The sequence below is a fragment of the Metabacillus mangrovi genome (genome assembly GCF_009711125.1).
GTDB lineage: Bacteria > Bacillota > Bacilli > Bacillales > Bacillaceae > Metabacillus_B > Metabacillus_B mangrovi.
In genome coordinates this window covers 24,935-45,332 of the sequence record NZ_WMIB01000023.1, presented here as the reverse complement: position 1 = coordinate 45,332, position 20,398 = coordinate 24,935, and the positions used below count along the sequence as shown (strand labels likewise).

Below are 20,398 nucleotides of genomic sequence, written 5' to 3'. Positions count from 1 at the left end.
CGTGTTATAATAAATGATAATCCACAGCTTTGTTCGTAAAAGACCCGTTCAGCGGGTTTTTTAATTTGCAAGAAACAAAGGCGGAAGCGCCTGGAACCGCCCTGATTTCCGAGGGACAGGCTCTGAAGCTGGGTGAATGGAGATCGATTCGTTCAATACTTGTCCACAAGGACCTGTGAATTAGTTTTAAAACAACTTATAATAGCCGCCCCGCTTAAAAGCCGGGAAGGCAGATTCAATAAATGCGGGGAGGGAAGGACAAAAGTCCTGACGGTATGGAGAAAAATTGGTATGTTGTTCACACGTACTCCGGATACGAGAATAAAGTAAAAGCGAATCTTGAAAAACGTGTTGAATCTATGGGAATGCAAGATAAGATTTTCAGAGTAGTTGTTCCCGAGGAAGAAGAAACAGATATTAAGAATGGCAAAAAGAAAGTAGTAAAGAAAAAGGTATTTCCCGGCTATGTCCTTGTTGAGATTGTCATGACGGACGATTCCTGGTACGTGGTCCGCAATACACCGGGCGTAACCGGATTTGTAGGCTCTGCAGGTTCCGGATCAAAGCCGACAGCTCTTCTTCCTGAAGAAGTGGATGTCATCCTGAAACGGATGGGCATGGATGAACGCCGCGTGGAAGTGGACTTTGAACTGAAAGAAACAGTCAAAGTCATCGAAGGGCCGTTTGCAAACTTTACCGGAATGATCGAGGATATCGATCAGGATAAGCAAAAAGTAAAAGTTCTGGTTAACATGTTCGGACGCGAAACGCCGGTTGAACTTGAATTCTCCCAGGTCGATAAATTATAATCAGAAAATAACTTGAAATGGATTGGGAAAAGTGATAATATTTCATAAGTCAGTGTGTCTCACTTAAAGTGGGGCGTATAACTTGATTTTTCCCTAATCATTCACATAAAGAATGAGTTATGAGTGGGAGGGCAAGGCCCTATTACCACATCACGGACTTAAGGAGGTGTGTCTCGTGGCTAAAAAAGTTATTAAAATGGTTAAATTGCAAATTCCTGCCGGAAAAGCGAACCCGGCTCCTCCAGTAGGTCCTGCATTGGGTCAGGCTGGTGTGAACATCATGGGATTCTGTAAGGAATTTAACGCTCGCACAGCTGAACAAGCCGGTCTTATCATTCCGGTTGAAATCACTGTTTTTGAAGACCGTTCATTCACTTTCATTACTAAAACTCCGCCTGCTGCTGTATTGCTTAAGAAAGCAGCTGGAATTGAGTCTGGTTCCGGTGAACCGAACCGTAATAAAGTGGCAACTGTAAAGCGTGACAAAGTACGTGAAATCGCTGAAACCAAAATGCCTGACTTGAACGCAGCAAGCGTTGAAGCAGCTATGCTCATGGTTGAAGGTACTGCGCGCAGTATGGGAATTGTGATCGAAGACTAATGGATGCTTAAGGGTTGCGGGTTTGGATCAACAAGTCCGCAACCTTTATTCTTGTGATACGGATGTGTTTCATCCGCCTGCACTGTCCGGAAGCGGACAGCTGCGCTTATCTGTGGGAGGTACTTTCCGCTAAAACCACATAAGGAGGAAAAAGTAAAATGGCTAAAAAAGGCAAGAAGTATGCAGAAGCTGCAAAGCTTGTAGACCGTTCTAAAGCTTATCCTGTAACAGAAGCTGTTGAACTGGCTAAGAAAACAAACACAGCGAAATTCGACGCTACTGTTGAGGTGGCATTCCGTCTTGGAATCGACCCTCGTAAAAACGACCAGCAAATCCGTGGAGCAGTTGTGCTTCCAAACGGAACTGGTAAAACTCAGCGCGTTTTGGTTTTCGCTAAAGGCGAAAAAGCAAAAGAAGCAGAAGCTGCTGGAGCAGATTATGCAGGAGATTCCGAATACATCACGAAAATCCAGCAAGGCTGGTTTGACTTTGATGTAATCGTTGCAACTCCTGACATGATGGGTGAAGTTGGTAAGCTTGGACGCGTTTTGGGACCTAAAGGCCTTATGCCAAACCCTAAAACCGGCACAGTAACGTTTGAAGTTGAAAGAGCTGTTAACGAGATCAAGGCTGGTAAAGTTGAATACCGTGCTGATAAAGCCGGAATCATCCACGTGCCGATCGGGAAAGTTTCTTTCGAAGACAGCAAGCTGATCGAAAACTTCACAACTGTTTACGAAACAATGCTTAAAGCGAAACCTGCTGCAGCAAAAGGCACATACATGAAGAGTGTTGCTGTAACCTCTACAATGGGCCCTGGAATCAAAGTTGATTCTTCAAGCTTCTCTGTAAAATAATTGTTGACTTCTTATGGAAGTTCGTATATAATTCACATTGTTGTTTAAAACGATAACTCAATAAGAGAATTTGTACCGTAGACAGCAGGTGCCCGAGCGGCTTAATCTCCTGCCGAGGTGTGACCATATTGTACAGACCAGCATTTTTTGCTCATGTATAAAAGGCGCCTCCATGTCTATCATGGAGGCTTTTTCATGCGAACACGACGGTATAATGACAATCATTCTACAGGAGGTGTAACAATGAGCAGCATTATCGAATCTAAGAAACAGATCGTTGAAGAAATCACAGCGAAGTTCCGTGAGAGCAAATCTACAATCGTAGTTGACTACCGCGGACTGACAGTAGCTCAGGTGACTGAACTTCGTAAATCTCTTCGTGAAGCGGGCGTAGAATTCAAAGTTTACAAAAACACGATGACACGCCGTGCGGTTGAAGCAGCTGAACTGACTGGACTGAACGATGCTCTTACCGGCCCGAATGCGATCGCATTCAGCACGGAAGACGTTGTAGCTCCTGCAAAAGTTCTGAACGACTTCGCGAAAAAGAACGAAGCTTTGGAAATCAAAGCTGGTGTAATTGAAGGAAACGTAGCAACGGTTGAGGAGATCAAAGCACTTGCTGAACTTCCATCCCGCGAAGGCTTGCTTTCTATGTTGCTTAGCGTACTTCAGGCTCCAATCCGCAACTTTGCTCTTGTCAACAAAGCAGTTGCTGAGCAAAAAGAAGAACAAGGCGCTTAATCCCGTACTACTATAAAATTTGATTGAAAAACAAGGAGGAAAATATAATGTCTAAAGAACAAATCATTGAAGCTGTCAAAAATATGACAGTTCTTGAACTGAACGATCTTGTTAAAGCTATCGAAGAAGAATTTGGTGTAACTGCTGCTGCTCCTGTAGCTATGATGGGCGGAGCTGGAGCTGGCGAAGCTGCTGCTGAGCAAACTGAATTCGACCTGATCCTTACATCTGCTGGATCTCAAAAAATCAAGGTTATCAAAGTGGTTCGCGAAATCACTGGCCTTGGTCTTAAAGAAGCAAAAGAATTGGTTGACAACACTCCAAAGCCAATCAAAGAAGCAATTGCTAAAGAAGAAGCAGAAGAGCTTAAAGCTAAACTTGAAGAAGTTGGCGCTGGCGTAGAAGTTAAGTAATTTCTTTTTTAATAAGATAAAGCCCGCTGCTACAAGCGGGCTTTTTTCTTCATAAAGGGTATTGCTCCATTAAAAATTCAGGCAGGAATATTTCGTACAGTATGTGCCCGGAAAAGCCTCCCGATAAGAACTTCCATTAAAAGTGCGGGCTGTTCAATGGCAAGCAGCTTCCCCCAAATGATAGAATATACTCTCAAAAGCTCCTGTGAGGAGGCAAGCGGAATGAGTGATCATTATTACTCGGAAAATCCTGCTGTGCAAAGCAGCAAAAAAAGCTGGACGTTCGACTTGGCCGGCCATGCTTTTACCTTCCGAAGCGATGCTGGTGTTTTTTCCAAAAATGAAGTGGATTTTGGTTCAAGAGTGCTGATTGATGCATTTGAAATGCCTGATGCAGAAGGCAGCGTTTTGGATATGGGCTGCGGATACGGTCCGATCGGACTTGCGGTAGCAAAAAAATGGCCTGAGCGCCATGTGGACATGGCCGATGTTAATCAGAGAGCTGTCGATCTGGCCAAAGAAAACGCGGAATTAAATAAGGTTGAGAATGCATCCGTTTTTCAAAGCGATCTGTTTTCAAATGCAGGAGAGAAGCAATATGCAGCCATCTTAAGCAATCCGCCAATAAGAGCCGGAAAGAAAACCGTTCATGAAATTCTGGAAAAAAGCTTCCGGCACCTGTGCAGCGGCGGCGAACTCTGGGTCGTGATCCAGAAAAAGCAGGGTGCTCCGTCAGCGGCAGCGAAACTGGAAGAGGTTTTCGGCGAAGTAGATATCGTACTGAAGAAAAAAGGCTACTATATTATCAGAGCTAAAAAAGATTGACTCGTATTTTTTGGCATGTTAATATTATAAAATGCCAATGTTTCATTTTCTGCAAAAGGCTAAATTACATAAATAATGTATAAATTTAGCAAATGCGGGAAAACTTATAGAATCTGTTCGTTCAAAAAAATGTGGTTTTCTTAACAGAAACCCTTTTTTGTTTTGTTATTTACTTGTAGAGGCATGAGTTGCTAGGGTGGCTAGTTTAGTGCTTTTTACAGATCCAATATGCATGAACTGAGGGGTGAATCAGTTGACAGGTCAACTAGTTCAGTATGGACGGCACCGCCAACGCAGAAGTTATGCACGCATTAGCGAAGTATTAGAATTGCCGAACCTCATTGAGATTCAGACTGCTTCTTATCAGTGGTTTCTTGATGAAGGACTCAGAGAGATGTTTCAGGATATCTCTCCGATTGAGGATTTTACCGGCAACCTCTCGCTGGAGTTTATTGATTACAGCCTTGGTGAGCCCAAGTATTCCGTTGAGGAATCTAAGGAACGCGATGTAACCTATTCTGCTCCACTGCGTGTGAAAGTCCGTTTGATCAACAAAGAAACAGGCGAAGTGAAGGACCAGGACGTATTCATGGGGGATTTCCCTTTGATGACGGAGACTGGAACGTTCGTAATCAATGGAGCTGAGCGTGTTATCGTATCTCAGCTTGTACGTTCGCCAAGTGTATATTTCAGCGGTAAAGTCGACAAAAATGGTAAAAGAGGCTTTACAGCAACAGTCATTCCAAACCGTGGTGCTTGGCTGGAGTACGAAACCGATGCAAAAGATGTAGCATATGTACGGATTGATCGTACTCGGAAACTGCCAGTTACGGTTCTTTTGCGTGCTCTAGGGTTTGGCTCTGACCAGGAAATCACTGATTTGTTTGGCGAGAACGAATTTCTTCGCAACACTCTTGAAAAAGATAACACTGAGACTACGGAAAAAGCGCTTCTGGAAATCTATGAGCGCCTTCGTCCGGGAGAGCCTCCTACAGTCGAGAACGCGAAAAGCCTTCTTGAGTCACGCTTCTTTGATCCGAAGCGCTATGACCTTGCAAGTGTTGGACGCTATAAAATAAATAAAAAGCTTCATATTAAAAACCGTCTCTTCAATCAGCGTCTTGCAGAATCACTTGCAGACCCTGAAACAGGAGAAATCATTGCTGAAAAAGGCACGATGATCGACCGCCGTACTCTGGACCGCATCATTCCTAACCTGGAAAGCGGAGTAGGTTTCCGTTCTGTCCACCCTTCATCAGGCGTGGTTACAGAAGAAACGACTCTTCAATCTATCAAAATCTACTCTCCGAATGATCCAGAAGGAGAGCACGTGATCACGGTAATCGGAAATGCGTACGTAGAAGAAGCGGTGAAGAATATTACAGCTGCGGATATCCTTTCCTCCATCAGCTATTTCTTCAACCTCCTTCACGGAGTAGGAGATACAGATGATATCGATCATCTCGGTAACCGCCGTCTCCGCTCTGTTGGTGAATTGCTGCAGAATCAGTTCCGCATCGGTCTTTCCCGTATGGAACGTGTAGTGCGTGAGCGTATGTCCATCCAGGACACGAATACCATTACACCTCAGCAGCTGATCAATATCCGTCCAGTTATTGCAAGCATTAAAGAGTTCTTCGGAAGCTCCCAGCTCTCCCAGTTCATGGATCAGACAAACCCGCTTGCTGAGCTGACTCATAAGCGCCGTCTGTCTGCACTCGGACCTGGTGGTTTAACACGTGAACGTGCCGGCTTCGAAGTACGTGACGTTCACTATTCCCACTATGGCCGGATGTGTCCGATCGAGACGCCGGAGGGACCGAATATCGGGCTGATCAACTCCCTGTCCAGTTACGCGAAGGTAAACCGTTTCGGCTTCATCGAAACACCATACCGCCGTGTAGACCCGGATACAGGAAAAGTTACAGCGCGCATCGACTATCTGACTGCCGATGAAGAGGATAACTATGTAGTAGCCCAGGCAAATGCACGCCTTGGCGAAGACGGTTCATTCCTTGATGACGGAATCGTAGCCCGTTTCCGCGGTGAAAATACAGTTGTAGCCCGCGACCGCGTTGATTATATGGATGTATCGCCGAAGCAGGTTGTATCTGCTGCAACGGCATGTATCCCATTCCTTGAGAACGATGACTCCAACCGTGCCCTGATGGGAGCGAACATGCAGCGTCAGGCTGTGCCTTTGATGCAGCCGGAAGCTCCGATTGTCGGAACGGGTATGGAATACGTTTCAGGAAAAGATTCAGGTGCTGCTGTTATCTGTAAGCACCCGGGTATTGTTGAAAAAGTAGAGGCGAAGAATGTATATGTCCGCCGCTATGAGGAAGTAGACGGCAAGAAAGTAAAGGGCAACCTTGATAAATACAGCATGCTGAAATTTATCCGTTCCAACCAGGGAACGTGCTACAACCAGCGCCCGATCGTAAGTGAAGGCAACGAAGTAGTAAAAGGCGAAATCCTTGCGGACGGCCCGTCTATGGAAAAAGGTGAACTTGCTCTTGGACGCAACGTTATGGTTGCCTTCATGACATGGGATGGCTACAACTATGAGGATGCCATCATCATGAGTGAGCGCCTGGTGAAGGATGATGTGTATACATCCATCCATATTGAAGAATACGAGTCTGAAGCGCGTGATACGAAGCTTGGACCTGAAGAGATTACAAGAGACATCCCGAATGTCGGGGAAGATGCTTTGCGCAACCTTGATGAACGCGGAATCATCCGTGTTGGTGCGGAAGTAAAAGACGGCGATCTTCTTGTCGGAAAGGTGACGCCAAAAGGTGTTACTGAACTGACAGCTGAGGAAAGACTCCTTCATGCCATCTTCGGTGAGAAGGCTCGCGAGGTCCGTGATACTTCCCTGAGAGTGCCGCATGGCGGAGGCGGAATCATCCTTGATGTCAAGGTGTTCAACCGTGAAGACGGCGATGAGCTTCCTCCTGGTGTTAATCAGCTGGTACGTGCCTATATCGTTCAGAAGAGAAAAATTTCTGAAGGGGATAAAATGGCCGGACGCCACGGAAACAAAGGGGTTATCTCCCGGATTCTTCCGGAAGAGGATATGCCTTATCTTCCAGACGGGACACCAGTCGATATCATGCTTAACCCGCTTGGAGTACCTTCCCGTATGAACATCGGGCAAGTGCTCGAGCTTCATCTTGGAATGGCAGCCCGCTATCTTGGCATCCACGTTGCATCACCGGTATTTGACGGTGCGCGCGAGGAAGATGTCTGGTCCACCCTTGAAGAGGCTGGAATGGCGAGAGATGCGAAAACAGTCCTTTATGACGGCCGTTCAGGCGAACCATTCGATAACCGTGTTTCAGTAGGAATCATGTATATGATTAAACTTGCCCACATGGTTGACGATAAGCTTCATGCCCGCTCAACTGGACCTTACTCCCTTGTTACGCAGCAGCCGCTCGGCGGAAAAGCGCAATTTGGCGGACAGCGTTTCGGAGAGATGGAGGTTTGGGCGCTCGAGGCATACGGAGCAGCTTACACACTTCAGGAAATCCTTACTGTCAAGTCGGATGATGTTGTAGGACGTGTGAAAACGTACGAAGCGATCGTTAAAGGCGAAAACGTACCGGAACCTGGAGTGCCGGAATCTTTCAAAGTATTGATCAAAGAACTTCAAAGCTTGGGTATGGACGTTAAAATCCTCTCCGGTGATGAAAAAGAGATCGAAATGAGAGATATAGAAGAAGATGAGGATCCGCAAGGGTCTGACAGCCTGACACTCGGCGAAGAAATGGAAGAAGAAGCAGCAGTCGCGACTGAAAAAGAGAAGGACGCTGTTACGAAAGAATAGATGCTTAATTGGCTGCAAAGCAGCAGGCGCACAATACCTGCAGCCTCAAGGTTCAAGAACCGGGCTTTAGCGTCCGGTTCTCTACTGATGAGGCGGATGCTGAAGCCTTTAGTTTTGATTGAATGACAATGAATCGATCTTTAGGATATAAGGGTATAACCTGAAGATGAAAAGGGAGGTAGGCCCCTTGCTAGATGTTAATAATTTTGAGTATATGAACATCGGACTTGCATCACCTGATAAAATCCGTTCCTGGTCTTTCGGAGAGGTTAAAAAGCCGGAAACCATCAACTACCGTACACTGAAGCCTGAGAAAGACGGTTTGTTCTGCGAACGTATTTTCGGACCTCAAAAGGACTGGGAGTGCCATTGCGGAAAGTACAAACGTGTCCGCTATAAAGGTGTAGTCTGTGACCGATGCGGAGTTGAAGTAACCCGTGCCAAAGTCCGCCGTGAACGCATGGGACACATCGAGCTTGCTGCTCCTGTTTCCCACATTTGGTATTTCAAAGGCATTCCGAGCCGTATGGGCCTTGTGCTTGACATGTCCCCCCGTGCACTGGAAGAAGTCATCTATTTTGCTTCTTACGTAGTGACTGACACAGGAGATACTCCCCTTGAAAAGAAACAGCTTCTTTCTGAGAAAGAGTACCGTGCATACCGTGATAAGTACGGCAGCACATTCCAGGCATCCATGGGAGCAGAAGCCATTAAGAAACTCCTGATGGATATTGATCCCGATAAAGATGTAGAACAGCTTAAAGAGGAACTGAAGACAGCACAGGGCCAGCGCCGTACACGTGCAATCAAACGCCTTGAAGTGCTAGAAGCCTTCCGTGGTTCCGGGAATAATCCGTCTTGGATGATCCTTGATGTTCTGCCTGTAATTCCTCCGGAGCTTCGTCCGATGGTTCAGCTTGATGGAGGCCGTTTTGCCACATCTGACCTGAACGACCTGTACCGCCGGGTAATCAACCGGAACAACCGTTTGAAACGCCTTCTTGATCTTGGAGCGCCAAGCATTATCGTTCAGAACGAAAAGCGTATGCTTCAGGAAGCAGTAGATGCGCTAATCGATAACGGACGCCGCGGCAGACCTGTAACAGGTCCTGGTAACCGTCCGCTGAAATCCCTCTCCCATATGCTGAAAGGGAAGCAGGGGCGCTTCCGTCAAAACCTTCTTGGTAAACGTGTTGACTACTCAGGCCGTTCCGTTATCGTCGTAGGACCGAACCTGAAGATGTACCAATGCGGACTTCCAAAGGAAATGGCACTTGAACTGTTCAAGCCTTTTGTCATGAAAGAGCTTGTTGAAAAAGGCCTTGCCCACAACATTAAGAGTGCGAAGCGTAAAATTGAACGTGTTCAGCCGGAAGTATGGGACGTTCTCGAATCTGTTATCAGGGAGCATCCGGTTCTGCTGAACCGTGCACCGACTCTTCACAGACTCGGAATCCAGGCGTTCGAACCGACACTTGTTGAGGGACGCGCCATCCGTCTGCATCCGCTCGTTTGTACAGCGTACAACGCTGACTTTGACGGTGACCAGATGGCGGTACACGTACCGCTTTCCGCCGAAGCTCAGGCAGAGGCACGCATCTTGATGCTGGCAGCCCAGAACATCCTGAATCCTAAGGATGGAAAACCGGTTGTTACACCATCACAGGATATGGTGCTTGGAAACTACTATCTGACGATGGAACGTCAGGGAGCTGTCGGAGAAGGTATGATCTTCAAAGACACAAATGAAGCTCTTATCGCCTATCAGAACGGATATGTGCACCTGCACACCCGTATCGGAGTAGCAGCATCATCCCTGAACAATCAAAGCTTTACAGAAAAGCAAAATAAACAGCTGCTCCTTACTACAGTAGGAAAGCTGATCTTCAATGAAATCCTTCCGGCGTCATTCCCGTATATGAATGAGCCTACCAAAGGGAACATTGAAGAAAAGACACCTGAGAAGTACTTCATGGATCCTCATGAGGACGTGAAAGAATACATCGCTAAACAGGAATTGGTTTCTCCTTTCAAAAAAGGAATTCTTGGAAGCATCATCGCAGAAATCTTTAAGAAATTCCAAATCACTGAGACATCCAAAATGCTGGACCGTCTAAAGGATCTTGGATTCAGATACTCCACTAAAGCCGGTATTACGGTTGGTGTGGCAGATATCGTCGTATTGCGTGAAAAGCAGGAAATCCTGACTGAAGCGCAGGCGAAGGTTGATAACGTACTGAAGCAGTTCCGCCGCGGTTTGATTACAGAAGAGGAGCGCTATGAGCGTGTAATCTCTGTGTGGAGCGCAGCGAAAGATACGATTCAGGGCAAACTGATGAAAACTCTTGATACGAGCAACCCGATCTTCATGATGAGTGACTCCGGAGCCCGTGGTAACGCATCAAACTTTACACAGCTTGCCGGAATGCGCGGACTGATGGCCAACCCGGCCGGACGGATCATCGAGCTTCCGATCAAGTCCAGCTTCCGTGAAGGTCTGACCGTATTGGAATACTTTATCTCCACCCACGGTGCGCGTAAAGGTCTTGCCGATACCGCACTGAAAACAGCTGACTCAGGCTACCTGACACGCCGTCTTGTAGATGTTGCACAGGATGTCATTATCCGTGATGACGACTGTGGAACTGATCGTGGCCTTCTGATTGAATCAATCAGAGAAGGCTCAGAAATCATTGAAAAGCTGGAAGAGCGTCTGATCGGACGTTTTGCCCGCAGAAATATCCTGCACCCGGAATCAGGCGATATTATTGTAGGAGAAAACGAACTCATTACAGAAGATCTCGCACTGCAGATTGTAGAGTCAGGCATCGAATCTGTCTGGATCCGTTCTGCATTTACGTGCAACACCCGTCACGGAGTATGTAAAAAATGCTACGGACGCAACCTTGCAACCGGTACGGATGTTGAAGTCGGAGAAGCAGTTGGAATCATCGCAGCACAATCCATTGGTGAACCTGGAACACAGCTTACTATGCGTACGTTCCATACCGGAGGAGTTGCCGGAGATGATATCACTCAAGGTTTGCCTCGTATCCAGGAGCTTTTCGAAGCGCGTAATCCTAAAGGCCAGGCGACAATCTCTGAGATTGACGGTGTTATAACAGAAGTAAATGAAGTCCGTGAAAGACAGCAGGAGATTATCATTAAGGGCGAAGTTGAAACCCGCACTTACACAGCTCCTTACAATGCGCGCGTGAAGGTGGCAGAAGGCGATACCGTAGTCCGCGGCCAGGAACTGACAGAAGGTTCCATCGATCCGAAGGAACTGTTAAAAGTCAAGGATACACAGGCCGTACAGGAATACCTGCTTCGTGAAGTTCAGAAAGTATACCGTATGCAAGGGGTAGAAATCGGCGATAAGCACGTAGAGGTTATGGTCCGTCAAATGCTCCGTAAGATCCGTGTCATTGATGCCGGAAATACAGATGTGCTGCCGGGAACTCTTCTCGACATCCATCAGTTTACGGACGCGAATCAAAAAGTTCTTATTGAAGGTAAGCGTCCTGCTACAGGCCGCCCGGTTCTTCTCGGGATCACAAAAGCATCCCTTGAAACAGATTCCTTCCTGTCCGCAGCATCCTTCCAGGAGACAACCCGTGTCCTGACAGACGCTGCAATCAAAGGAAAACGTGACGAGCTTCTTGGACTGAAGGAGAATGTTATTATCGGTAAACTTGTTCCTGCCGGAACAGGTATGAACCGCTACCGCAAGGTGCAGCCGGTCTCCCAGGTTCAGTCAAGCCCGGATACTGTGACAGTAGATTAATATGGAGGTTGGATGTCAGCCGGTTTTCTTTAAGAAACCGTGTTGACATCCATCTTATCCAATGTTAAGATATTCAAGGTGCTCGATTCTACCTGTTGCTTTGGAGGATATACTTCAATGTCTTATGAAAAAGTATCACAGGCAGCAAATATTATCGTTGGTACAAAGCAAACGCTGAAGGCCCTTCAGCAAGGTTCCGTTAAAGAACTGCTCATAGCAGAGGATGCCGATCCGGCAATAACATCTGCCGTTGCTCAGATGGCAAAGGATAAGCATGTGCCTGTTACTGCAGTAGATTCGATGAAAAAGCTTGGAAAAGCATGCGGGATTGAAGTTGGAGCCGCAGCCGTAGCCATTACCCAATAAAAACAAACGTGTTTTTACCTGACTATTCAAGTAAAGACTTTGTTTTTGCCCAAATATGAACCACCTGGATGTGTGGGTTTAGAAATTGAGAAGGGAGGAAAAATCATGCCTACTATTAATCAGCTAGTTCGCAAGGGACGCGTAAGCAAGGTTGAAAAATCCAAGTCTCCTGCATTGAACAAAGGATACAACAGCTTCAAAAAAGAGCACACGAATGTATCTTCACCTCAAAAACGCGGTGTATGCACACGTGTTGGTACAATGACTCCGAAGAAGCCGAACTCCGCGCTTCGTAAATATGCCCGTGTACGTCTGACTAACCAAATCGAGGTTACAGCTTACATTCCTGGTATCGGACACAACCTTCAAGAGCACAGTGTTGTCCTGATCCGCGGCGGACGTGTAAAAGATTTACCGGGAGTACGTTATCACATCGTACGCGGTGCGCTTGACACTGCCGGTGTTGACGGACGTATGCAAGGACGTTCCAAATACGGAACAAAACGCCCTAAAGCTCCAAAAAAATAATGTAAAAAACAATAGAATCACTCTTCGTGAAAGGAGGAAAAAACATGCCTCGTAAAGGTCCTGTTACAAAAAGAGACGTATTGCCAGATCCGATTTACAATTCCAAGCTGATCACTCGTTTGGTAAACCGCATCATGGTTGATGGTAAAAGAGGAAAAGCACAAACCATTCTTTATTCTGCACTTGAGACAATCAAGGAGCGCAGCGGTAAAGAGCCAATGGAAGTGTTTGAACAAGCACTGAAGAACATCATGCCAGTTCTTGAAGTTAAAGCCCGCCGTGTAGGTGGAGCAAACTACCAAGTACCAGTAGAGGTGCGTCCAGACCGCCGTACTACACTTGGACTTCGCTGGTTGGTAAATTACGCTCGTCTCCGCGGTGAAAAAACCATGGAAGAGCGTCTTGCCAACGAAATTCTTGACGCAGCCAACAATACTGGTGCAGCTGTTAAGAAGCGCGAAGACACGCACAAAATGGCAGAAGCGAACAAAGCGTTTGCTCACTACCGCTGGTAAGATCGATTTAAAAAACCCACTAATCCTCTTAATAGGAAGGAGAAGTTACTAAGATGGCAAGAGAGTTCTCCTTAGAAAACACGCGTAATATCGGAATCATGGCTCACATCGATGCTGGTAAAACGACAACAACAGAGCGGATCTTGTTCTACACTGGCCGTATCCATAAAATTGGTGAAACTCATGAAGGAGCTTCACAAATGGACTGGATGGAGCAGGAGCAGGAGCGCGGAATCACGATTACATCTGCAGCTACAACTGCATCATGGAAAGGGTACCGTGTTAACATCATCGATACACCGGGACACGTAGACTTCACTGTTGAAGTTGAACGTTCCCTGCGTGTACTTGATGGTGCCGTAGCTGTACTTGATGCACAATCCGGAGTTGAGCCTCAGACTGAAACAGTTTGGCGCCAGGCTACAACATACGGAGTGCCTCGTGTAGTATTCGTAAATAAAATGGATAAAATCGGTGCGGATTTCCTTTACTCCGTAAAAACGATGCATGACCGCCTTCAGGCTAATGCACATCCAATTCAGCTGCCAATCGGTGCTGAAGACCAATTTGAAGGAATTATCGATCTTGTAGAAAACGTTGCATACTTCTACGAAGATGACTTGGGAACCCGTTCCGAAGCAAAAGAAATTCCTGAAGATTATCAAGAACTTGCTGAAGAATGGCGCAGCAAGCTGATTGAAGCAGTTGCAGAGCTTGATGAAGAATTAATGATGAAATATCTTGACGGTGAAGAGCTGACGGTTGATGAAATCAAAGCTGCAATCCGTAAAGGTACTTGCGACGTTGAATTCTACCCTGTTATTTGCGGATCTGCTTTCAAAAACAAAGGTGTTCAATTGATGCTGGATGCTGTACTTGAATACCTTCCGGCACCAACTGATGTACCTGCCATCAAAGGAATTCTTCCGGATTCTGATGAGGAAGTTCTTCGTAAGTCCAGTGACGATGAGCCGTTCGCAGCTCTAGCGTTCAAAGTTATGACAGATCCATACGTAGGAAAGCTTACTTTCTTCCGTGTGTACTCTGGAGTGCTTAACTCTGGGTCTTATGTACAAAACTCCACGAAGGGCAAGCGTGAGCGTGTAGGACGTATCCTGCAGATGCACGCGAACTCCCGTGAAGAGATCTCTACTGTATACTCCGGCGATATCGCTGCTGCAGTAGGATTGAAAGATACAACAACAGGAGATACTCTATGTGATGAAAAGAGCCTTGTAATCTTGGAGTCCATGGAATTCCCTGAGCCGGTTATCTCTCTATCAGTTGAGCCTAAATCAAAAGCTGACCAGGACAAAATGTCTACAGCGCTGACTAAGCTTTCTGAAGAAGATCCGACTTTCCGTGCCCACACTGATCCAGAGACTGGACAAACCATCATCTCCGGTATGGGTGAGCTTCACCTTGATATCATCGTTGACCGTATGCGCCGCGAATTCAAGGTAGAAGCAAACGTTGGAGCTCCTCAAGTTGCGTACCGTGAAACATTCCGTGCTGCTGCTAAAGTAGAAGGAAAGTTTGCCCGCCAATCTGGTGGACGCGGTCAATTCGGACACGTTTGGATCGAGTTCGAGCCAAACGAAGAAGGAAAAGGCTTTGAGTTCCAAAACAAAATCGTCGGTGGTGTTGTTCCTCGTGAATACGTGCCAGCTGTTCAAGCCGGTCTAGAGGATTCAATGAAAAACGGTGTCCTTGCAGGATATCCGCTAATCGATGTAAAAGCTGCTCTTGTAGATGGTTCTTACCATGATGTCGACTCCAGTGAGATGGCATTTAAAGTAGCAGCATCCCTTGCTCTGAGAAACGCTGTTTCCAAATGTTCACCGGTTATCCTTGAGCCTGTAATGAAGGTTGAAGTTGTTATCCCGGATGAGTACATGGGAGACATCATGGGTGATGTAACTTCACGCCGTGGACGCGTTGAAGGTATGGATGCACGCGGTAACGCTCAAGTTGTCCGTGCGATGGTTCCACTTTCTGAAATGTTCGGGTATGCAACTGCGTTGCGTTCCAACACTCAGGGACGCGGAGTATTCTCCATGCACTTCGATCACTACGAAGAAGTTCCTAAATCCATTTCAGAGGAAATCATCAAAAAAAATAAAGGCCAGTAATTGATTTTACCCCTTTATTCAAGTATAACTACTTATGTAAGCTCAGAGGGCAGGCTTACTCCTGCCTTTCTGAAACAATATAACTAACTCAATATTCTAAGGAGGCATTTCGAATGGGTAAAGAAAAATTCGACCGTTCCAAGACACATGCCAATATTGGTACAATTGGACACGTTGACCATGGTAAAACAACTCTAACAGCTGCTATCACAACTGTACTTGCTAAGCGCAGCGGTAAAGGCGCAGCAATGGCTTATGATATGATCGATGCTGCTCCGGAAGAGCGCGAGCGCGGAATCACAATCTCAACTGCACACGTTGAGTACGAAACTGAAACTCGCCACTATGCGCACGTTGACTGCCCAGGACATGCTGACTATGTTAAAAACATGATCACTGGTGCTGCTCAAATGGACGGCGGTATCCTTGTAGTATCAGCTGCTGACGGTCCAATGCCACAAACTCGTGAGCACATCCTTCTTTCCCGTCAAGTAGGTGTACCTTACCTTGTTGTATTCATGAACAAATGCGACATGGTTGACGACGAAGAATTGCTTGAACTAGTTGAAATGGAAGTGCGTGATCTTCTTACAGAGTACGATTTCCCTGGCGACGACCTTCCAGTAATCAAAGGTTCTGCTCTTAAAGCTCTTGAAGGAGATGCTGAGTGGGAAGAGAAAATCGTTGAACTGATGAACGCAGTTGACGAATACATCCCAACTCCAGAGCGTGACACTGAGAAACCATTCATGATGCCAGTTGAGGATGTATTCTCAATCACTGGTCGTGGAACTGTTGCAACTGGACGTGTTGAGCGTGGACAAGTTAAAGTCGGTGACGTTATTGAAATCATCGGTCTTGCTGAAGAGCCAAAATCAACTACTGTTACAGGTGTTGAAATGTTCCGTAAGCTTCTTGACTATGCTGAAGCTGGAGACAACATTGGAGCACTTCTTCGCGGCGTAGCACGTGAAGACATCCAACGTGGACAAGTTCTTGCTAAGCCAGGAACAATCACTCCACACACAAAGTTCAAAGCTGAGGTTTACGTTCTTTCTAAAGAAGAGGGTGGACGTCACACTCCATTCTTCACGAACTACCGTCCTCAGTTCTACTTCCGTACAACTGACGTAACTGGTATCTGCAACCTTCCTGATGGTGTAGAAATGGTTATGCCTGGCGATAACATCGAAATGTCAGTAGAACTAATCGCTCCAATCGCGATCGAAGAAGGTACTAAATTCTCTATCCGTGAGGGTGGACGTACTGTAGGCGCTGGAGTAGTAGCTTCTATCCAAGAATAATTGAATGAAGAAAAGACGGGCGATTTTATCGCCCGTCTTTTTTTATGCAAAAAATCATGAAAGCTGAACCGGCTGCTGAAGACCTGCTGAGCAGGAAGACCGACAGAAAGTGATGTTCAGTTTGCCGGCGCGTTCTCCATGCAGCTGATGTCATTCCGTGAAGTGCCACCTGTTTTTTGTTCTGGGAAAAAATGAGTACAGCAGGAGCAAGGATGGTGTCCATTGTCTTATAAGCCGCTGAAGTTTTTTTAATGCGCCTGAAAATGGTAAGGCATGACTCCTGTTGTTTTTAAGAAGTTTTTGAGGCGCCGGGAAAATCCTGAACGCCTCTTGAATTTCCGCCTAAAAAAAGTTATAATATTTGAGGTGCGTAAAAGATGAAGAAATTTAGATTTCTTCTTGCAACAGACACGGATTTTTTATATAATAGTGAATGTTGGTCTTTGACTGCGATGATGTGAGAGGTTGCTGACACACCCGGCCGCTTTGCCATGGCGAGTGTGTGAGGGAAATTCTCACTGAGAACTGTCTATATTAAGTAGGCGAAAAGGAGGGAAAATAATGGCAAAACAAAAAATCCGTATCCGTTTGAAAGCATATGATCACAGAATTCTGGATCAGTCCGCTGAGAAAATTGTGGAAACTGCGAAACGTTCAGGTGCTAACGTATCTGGCCCGATCCCGCTTCCGACTGAGAAATCTATTTACACGATTCTCCGTGCGGTGCACAAGTACAAAGATTCTCGTGAGCAATTCGAGATGCGTACTCACAAACGTCTGATTGATATCATCAACCCGACACCGCAAACTGTTGATGCGCTTATGCGTCTTGACCTGCCGTCCGGCGTTGACATCGAAATCAAACTTTAATCTACATTAATATAGAAGAAAAATTAGGAGGTGTGACGAATGACCAAAGGAATCTTAGGTAGAAAAATCGGTATGACGCAAGTATTTGCTGAGAACGGCGACCTTATCCCAGTTACAGTTGTAGAAGCTGCTCCAAACGTAGTTCTACAAGTGAAAACGATGGAAGTTGACGGATACGAGGCAGTTCAGGTTGGTTTTGACGACAAACGTGAAAAGCTTGTGAACAAACCGGCAAAAGGTCACGTTGCTAAAGCAAACACTGCGCCTAAGCGCTTCATTAAGGAATTTCGTGGAGTTAGCGCAGCAGACTACGAAGTTGGTCAGGAAGTCAAAGTAGAAGTATTCTCCGCTGGAGATACAGTAGATGTAACAGGTACATCAAAAGGTAAAGGATTCCAAGGCTCCATTAAACGCCACGGACAATCCCGCGGACCTATGTCCCACGGTTCACGCTACCACCGTCGCCCAGGTTCAATGGGTCCAGTAGCACCTAACCGCGTATTCAAAAACAAACTTCTCCCAGGACGCATGGGCGGAGAGCGCACAACTGTTCAAAACCTTGAAATCGTAAGAGTGGATGCAGAACGCAACCTTCTATTGATCAAAGGAAATGTACCGGGTGCAAGAAAATCCCTAGTTACTGTTAAATCCGCAGTAAAATCTAAATAACTTTTCCGGGAAAGGAGGAAATGGATTATGCCAAAAGTTACTATGTTAAACCAAAGCGGATCGAACGCTGGTGAAATCGAACTGAATGATGCAGTATTCGGAATCGAACCAAACCAGGCTGTTCTTTTCGAAGCGGTTGTTATGCAAAGAGCGTCTATGAGACAAGGAACTGTAAAAGTAAAAACCCGTTCTGAAGTACGCGGCGGAGGACGCAAGCCTTGGCGCCAAAAAGGAACAGGCCGTGCACGTCAAGGATCCATCCGTTCACCGCAATGGCGCGGAGGCGGTACCGTTTTTGGACCGGCACCACGTTCTTATGCTTACAAATTACCTAAAAAAGTACGCCGTCTGGCTATCAAATCAGCTTTATCTTCTAAAGTACAAGACAGCAGCTTTGTTGTTCTTGAAGATTTGACACTGGATGCTGTAAAAACAAGAGAAATGGCTTCTATCCTGAAAGCTATCTCTGTTGAGAAAAAAGCATTGATCGTAACTGCTGATGTAAACGAGAAGGTTGCACTTTCTTCACGTAACATCCAGGGGATCACTGTTGTTGCAGCTGATGGTATCAACGTTCTTGATGTACTGAACCACGATAAGCTGGTAATGACGAAAGCTGCGGTGCAAAAAGTAGAGGAGGTGCTTGCATAATGAAAGATCCTCGTGATATTATTAAGCGCCCCGTGATCACTGAAAACTCCACTGACATTATGGCTGACAGAAAGTACACGTTTGAAGTAGACGTAAGAGCTAACAAAACGGAAGTCAAAGATGCCATTGAAGCGATTTTCGGTGTGAAAGTAGCGAAAGTCAACGTAATGAATTACAAAGGTAAATTCAGACGTGTTGGCCGTTACAGCGGACTAACTAATCGCAGAAGAAAAGCAATCGTTACATTGACTGCTGAATCTAAAGAAATCGAACTTTTTGAAGTTTAATAACTATATAAGAGAAGGAGGGAAAAGAGATGGCGATTAAAAAATACAAACCGACCTCCAACGGTCGTCGTGGTATGACAGTATCTGATTTTGCAGAAATCACTACTGATAAGCCGGAAAAATCCTTGCTTGCGCCGCTCAGCAAAAAAGCTGGACGCAACAACCAAGGTAAAATTACGGTTCGTCATCATGGCGGTGGCCATAAGCGCCAATACCGGATCATCGACTTTAAACGCGACAAAGATGGTATACCTGGACGCGTTGCTACAATCGAGTACGATCCAAACCGCTCTGCAAACATTGCGTTGATTCATTACGCAGATGGAGAAAAGAGATATATCCTTGCTCCTAAAAACCTGAAAGTTGGGTTGGAGATTATGTCAGGTACAGAAGCTGACATTAAAGTAGGAAATGCTCTTCCACTTCAAAACATCCCGGTTGGTACAGTTGTACACAACATCGAACTGAAGCCTGGAAAAGGCGGTCAGCTTGTACGTTCCGCAGGTACTTCTGCGCAGGTTCTTGGTAAAGAGGGCAAATACGTACTGGTTCGCTTGAATTCCGGTGAGGTTCGTATGATTCTTGCAACTTGCCGCGCTACAGTCGGCCAAGTCGGCAACGAGCAACATGAGCTGATCAACATTGGTAAAGCTGGACGTTCCCGCTGGTTAGGCAAACGCCCAACAGTCCGCGGATCTGTAATGAACCCGAACGATCACCCGCACGGTGGTGGTGAAGGTCGTTCACCTATCGGTCGTAAATCACCTATGTCTCCATGGGGGAAACCGACTCTTGGTGCTAAAACACGTAAGAAAACAAACAAATCCGATAAATTTATCGTACGTCGTCGTAAAAAATAACGTGACTGAACTACGGTTCCTCCGAACCGTAGCGCATTCACGAAGGGAGGTACTCGCATGGGTCGCAGCTTGAAAAAAGGACCTTTCGTTGATGATCACTTGATGGTTAAAGTGGAGAAATTGAATGAAACTGAAAAGAAGCAGGTTATTAAAACTTGGTCTCGCCGTTCTACAATTTTCCCTCAATTCATCGGTCACACGATTGCTGTATATGATGGACGCAAACACGTTCCTGTATATGTTACGGAAGATATGGTTGGCCACAAACTTGGTGAATTCGCACCTTCCCGTACTTATAAAGGCCACGGTAACGATGACAAAAAAACAAGACGCTAATGAGAGGAG

19 protein-coding genes and 1 other annotated feature are annotated in these 20,398 nt (G+C 46.1%); all 19 genes read left to right on the top strand.

Annotated features, from left to right (window positions below):
* Positions 1 to 275: 275 nt before the first annotated feature.
* Positions 276 to 809, top strand: a complete 534-nt coding sequence (gene nusG, locus GKZ89_RS17190; protein WP_155113641.1) for a transcription termination/antitermination protein NusG — start codon at positions 276 to 278, stop codon at positions 807 to 809.
* A gap of 175 nt (positions 810 to 984) precedes the next feature.
* Positions 985 to 1,410, top strand: coding sequence for a 50S ribosomal protein L11 (gene rplK / locus GKZ89_RS17185; protein WP_035406751.1), 426 nt, complete (start codon positions 985 to 987; stop codon positions 1,408 to 1,410).
* A 158-nt stretch (positions 1,411 to 1,568) separates the two neighbouring features.
* A complete protein-coding gene (rplA, locus tag GKZ89_RS17180; protein ID WP_155113640.1) occupies positions 1,569 to 2,267 on the top strand; it encodes a 50S ribosomal protein L1 in 699 nt (232 codons plus the stop codon).
* A gap of 57 nt (positions 2,268 to 2,324) precedes the next feature.
* Positions 2,325 to 2,471: a sequence feature (ribosomal protein L10 leader region), on the top strand.
* A gap of 39 nt (positions 2,472 to 2,510) precedes the next feature.
* Entirely contained in the window at positions 2,511 to 3,011 is a 501-nt protein-coding gene (gene rplJ, locus GKZ89_RS17175; RefSeq protein ID WP_155113639.1) for a 50S ribosomal protein L10, read from the top strand.
* 44 nt (positions 3,012 to 3,055) lie between these two features.
* Positions 3,056 to 3,424: a 50S ribosomal protein L7/L12 gene (gene rplL / locus GKZ89_RS17170; RefSeq protein ID WP_338324945.1), complete on the top strand. Its 369-nt coding sequence runs from the start codon at positions 3,056 to 3,058 to the stop codon at positions 3,422 to 3,424.
* Between the two features lie 222 nt (positions 3,425 to 3,646).
* Positions 3,647 to 4,249: a class I SAM-dependent methyltransferase gene (locus tag GKZ89_RS17165; protein WP_155113637.1), complete on the top strand. Its 603-nt coding sequence runs from the start codon at positions 3,647 to 3,649 to the stop codon at positions 4,247 to 4,249.
* 253 nt (positions 4,250 to 4,502) lie between these two features.
* Positions 4,503 to 8,084 carry a DNA-directed RNA polymerase subunit beta gene (gene rpoB, locus GKZ89_RS17160; protein WP_155113636.1) on the top strand — a complete coding sequence of 1,194 codons (3,582 nt, stop codon included), beginning with the start codon at positions 4,503 to 4,505 and terminating at the stop codon, positions 8,082 to 8,084.
* Positions 8,085 to 8,271: 187 nt separating this feature from the next.
* Positions 8,272 to 11,871, top strand: coding sequence for a DNA-directed RNA polymerase subunit beta' (gene rpoC / locus GKZ89_RS17155; protein ID WP_155113635.1), 3,600 nt, complete (start codon positions 8,272 to 8,274; stop codon positions 11,869 to 11,871).
* Positions 11,872 to 11,988: 117 nt separating this feature from the next.
* On the top strand, positions 11,989 to 12,237 hold the full coding sequence (locus GKZ89_RS17150) for a 50S ribosomal protein L7ae-like protein (protein WP_155113634.1): 249 nt from the start codon (positions 11,989 to 11,991) through the stop codon (positions 12,235 to 12,237).
* A 105-nt stretch (positions 12,238 to 12,342) separates the two neighbouring features.
* Positions 12,343 to 12,765 (top strand): 30S ribosomal protein S12, encoded by a 423-nt coding sequence (rpsL, locus tag GKZ89_RS17145; protein ID WP_155113633.1) that lies wholly within the window; start codon positions 12,343 to 12,345, stop codon positions 12,763 to 12,765.
* A gap of 44 nt (positions 12,766 to 12,809) precedes the next feature.
* A complete protein-coding gene (rpsG, locus tag GKZ89_RS17140) occupies positions 12,810 to 13,280 on the top strand; it encodes a 30S ribosomal protein S7 (RefSeq protein ID WP_155113632.1) in 471 nt (156 codons plus the stop codon).
* Positions 13,281 to 13,333: 53 nt separating this feature from the next.
* On the top strand, positions 13,334 to 15,412 hold the full coding sequence (fusA, locus tag GKZ89_RS17135; RefSeq protein WP_155113631.1) for an elongation factor G: 2,079 nt from the start codon (positions 13,334 to 13,336) through the stop codon (positions 15,410 to 15,412).
* Positions 15,413 to 15,525: 113 nt separating this feature from the next.
* Positions 15,526 to 16,716, top strand: a complete 1,191-nt coding sequence (gene tuf / locus GKZ89_RS17130) for an elongation factor Tu (protein ID WP_155113630.1) — start codon at positions 15,526 to 15,528, stop codon at positions 16,714 to 16,716.
* Positions 16,717 to 17,277: 561 nt separating this feature from the next.
* Entirely contained in the window at positions 17,278 to 17,586 is a 309-nt protein-coding gene (gene rpsJ, locus GKZ89_RS17125) for a 30S ribosomal protein S10 (protein WP_029282834.1), read from the top strand.
* A 39-nt stretch (positions 17,587 to 17,625) separates the two neighbouring features.
* Positions 17,626 to 18,255 carry a 50S ribosomal protein L3 gene (rplC, locus tag GKZ89_RS17120; RefSeq protein WP_155113629.1) on the top strand — a complete coding sequence of 210 codons (630 nt, stop codon included), beginning with the start codon at positions 17,626 to 17,628 and terminating at the stop codon, positions 18,253 to 18,255.
* 27 nt (positions 18,256 to 18,282) lie between these two features.
* The gene (gene rplD / locus GKZ89_RS17115) at positions 18,283 to 18,906 is read left to right on the top strand and encodes a 50S ribosomal protein L4 (RefSeq protein ID WP_155113628.1); all 624 of its coding nucleotides are present in this window, start codon (positions 18,283 to 18,285) and stop codon (positions 18,904 to 18,906) included.
* Positions 18,906 to 19,193 (top strand): 50S ribosomal protein L23, encoded by a 288-nt coding sequence (rplW, locus tag GKZ89_RS17110; protein WP_155113627.1) that lies wholly within the window; start codon positions 18,906 to 18,908, stop codon positions 19,191 to 19,193. Before rplD ends, rplW begins: the two co-directional genes overlap by 1 nt.
* A gap of 29 nt (positions 19,194 to 19,222) precedes the next feature.
* Positions 19,223 to 20,053, top strand: coding sequence for a 50S ribosomal protein L2 (gene rplB, locus GKZ89_RS17105; protein WP_155113626.1), 831 nt, complete (start codon positions 19,223 to 19,225; stop codon positions 20,051 to 20,053).
* A 57-nt stretch (positions 20,054 to 20,110) separates the two neighbouring features.
* Entirely contained in the window at positions 20,111 to 20,389 is a 279-nt protein-coding gene (gene rpsS / locus GKZ89_RS17100; protein WP_035406800.1) for a 30S ribosomal protein S19, read from the top strand.
* The last annotated feature ends 9 nt before the right edge of the window (positions 20,390 to 20,398 follow it).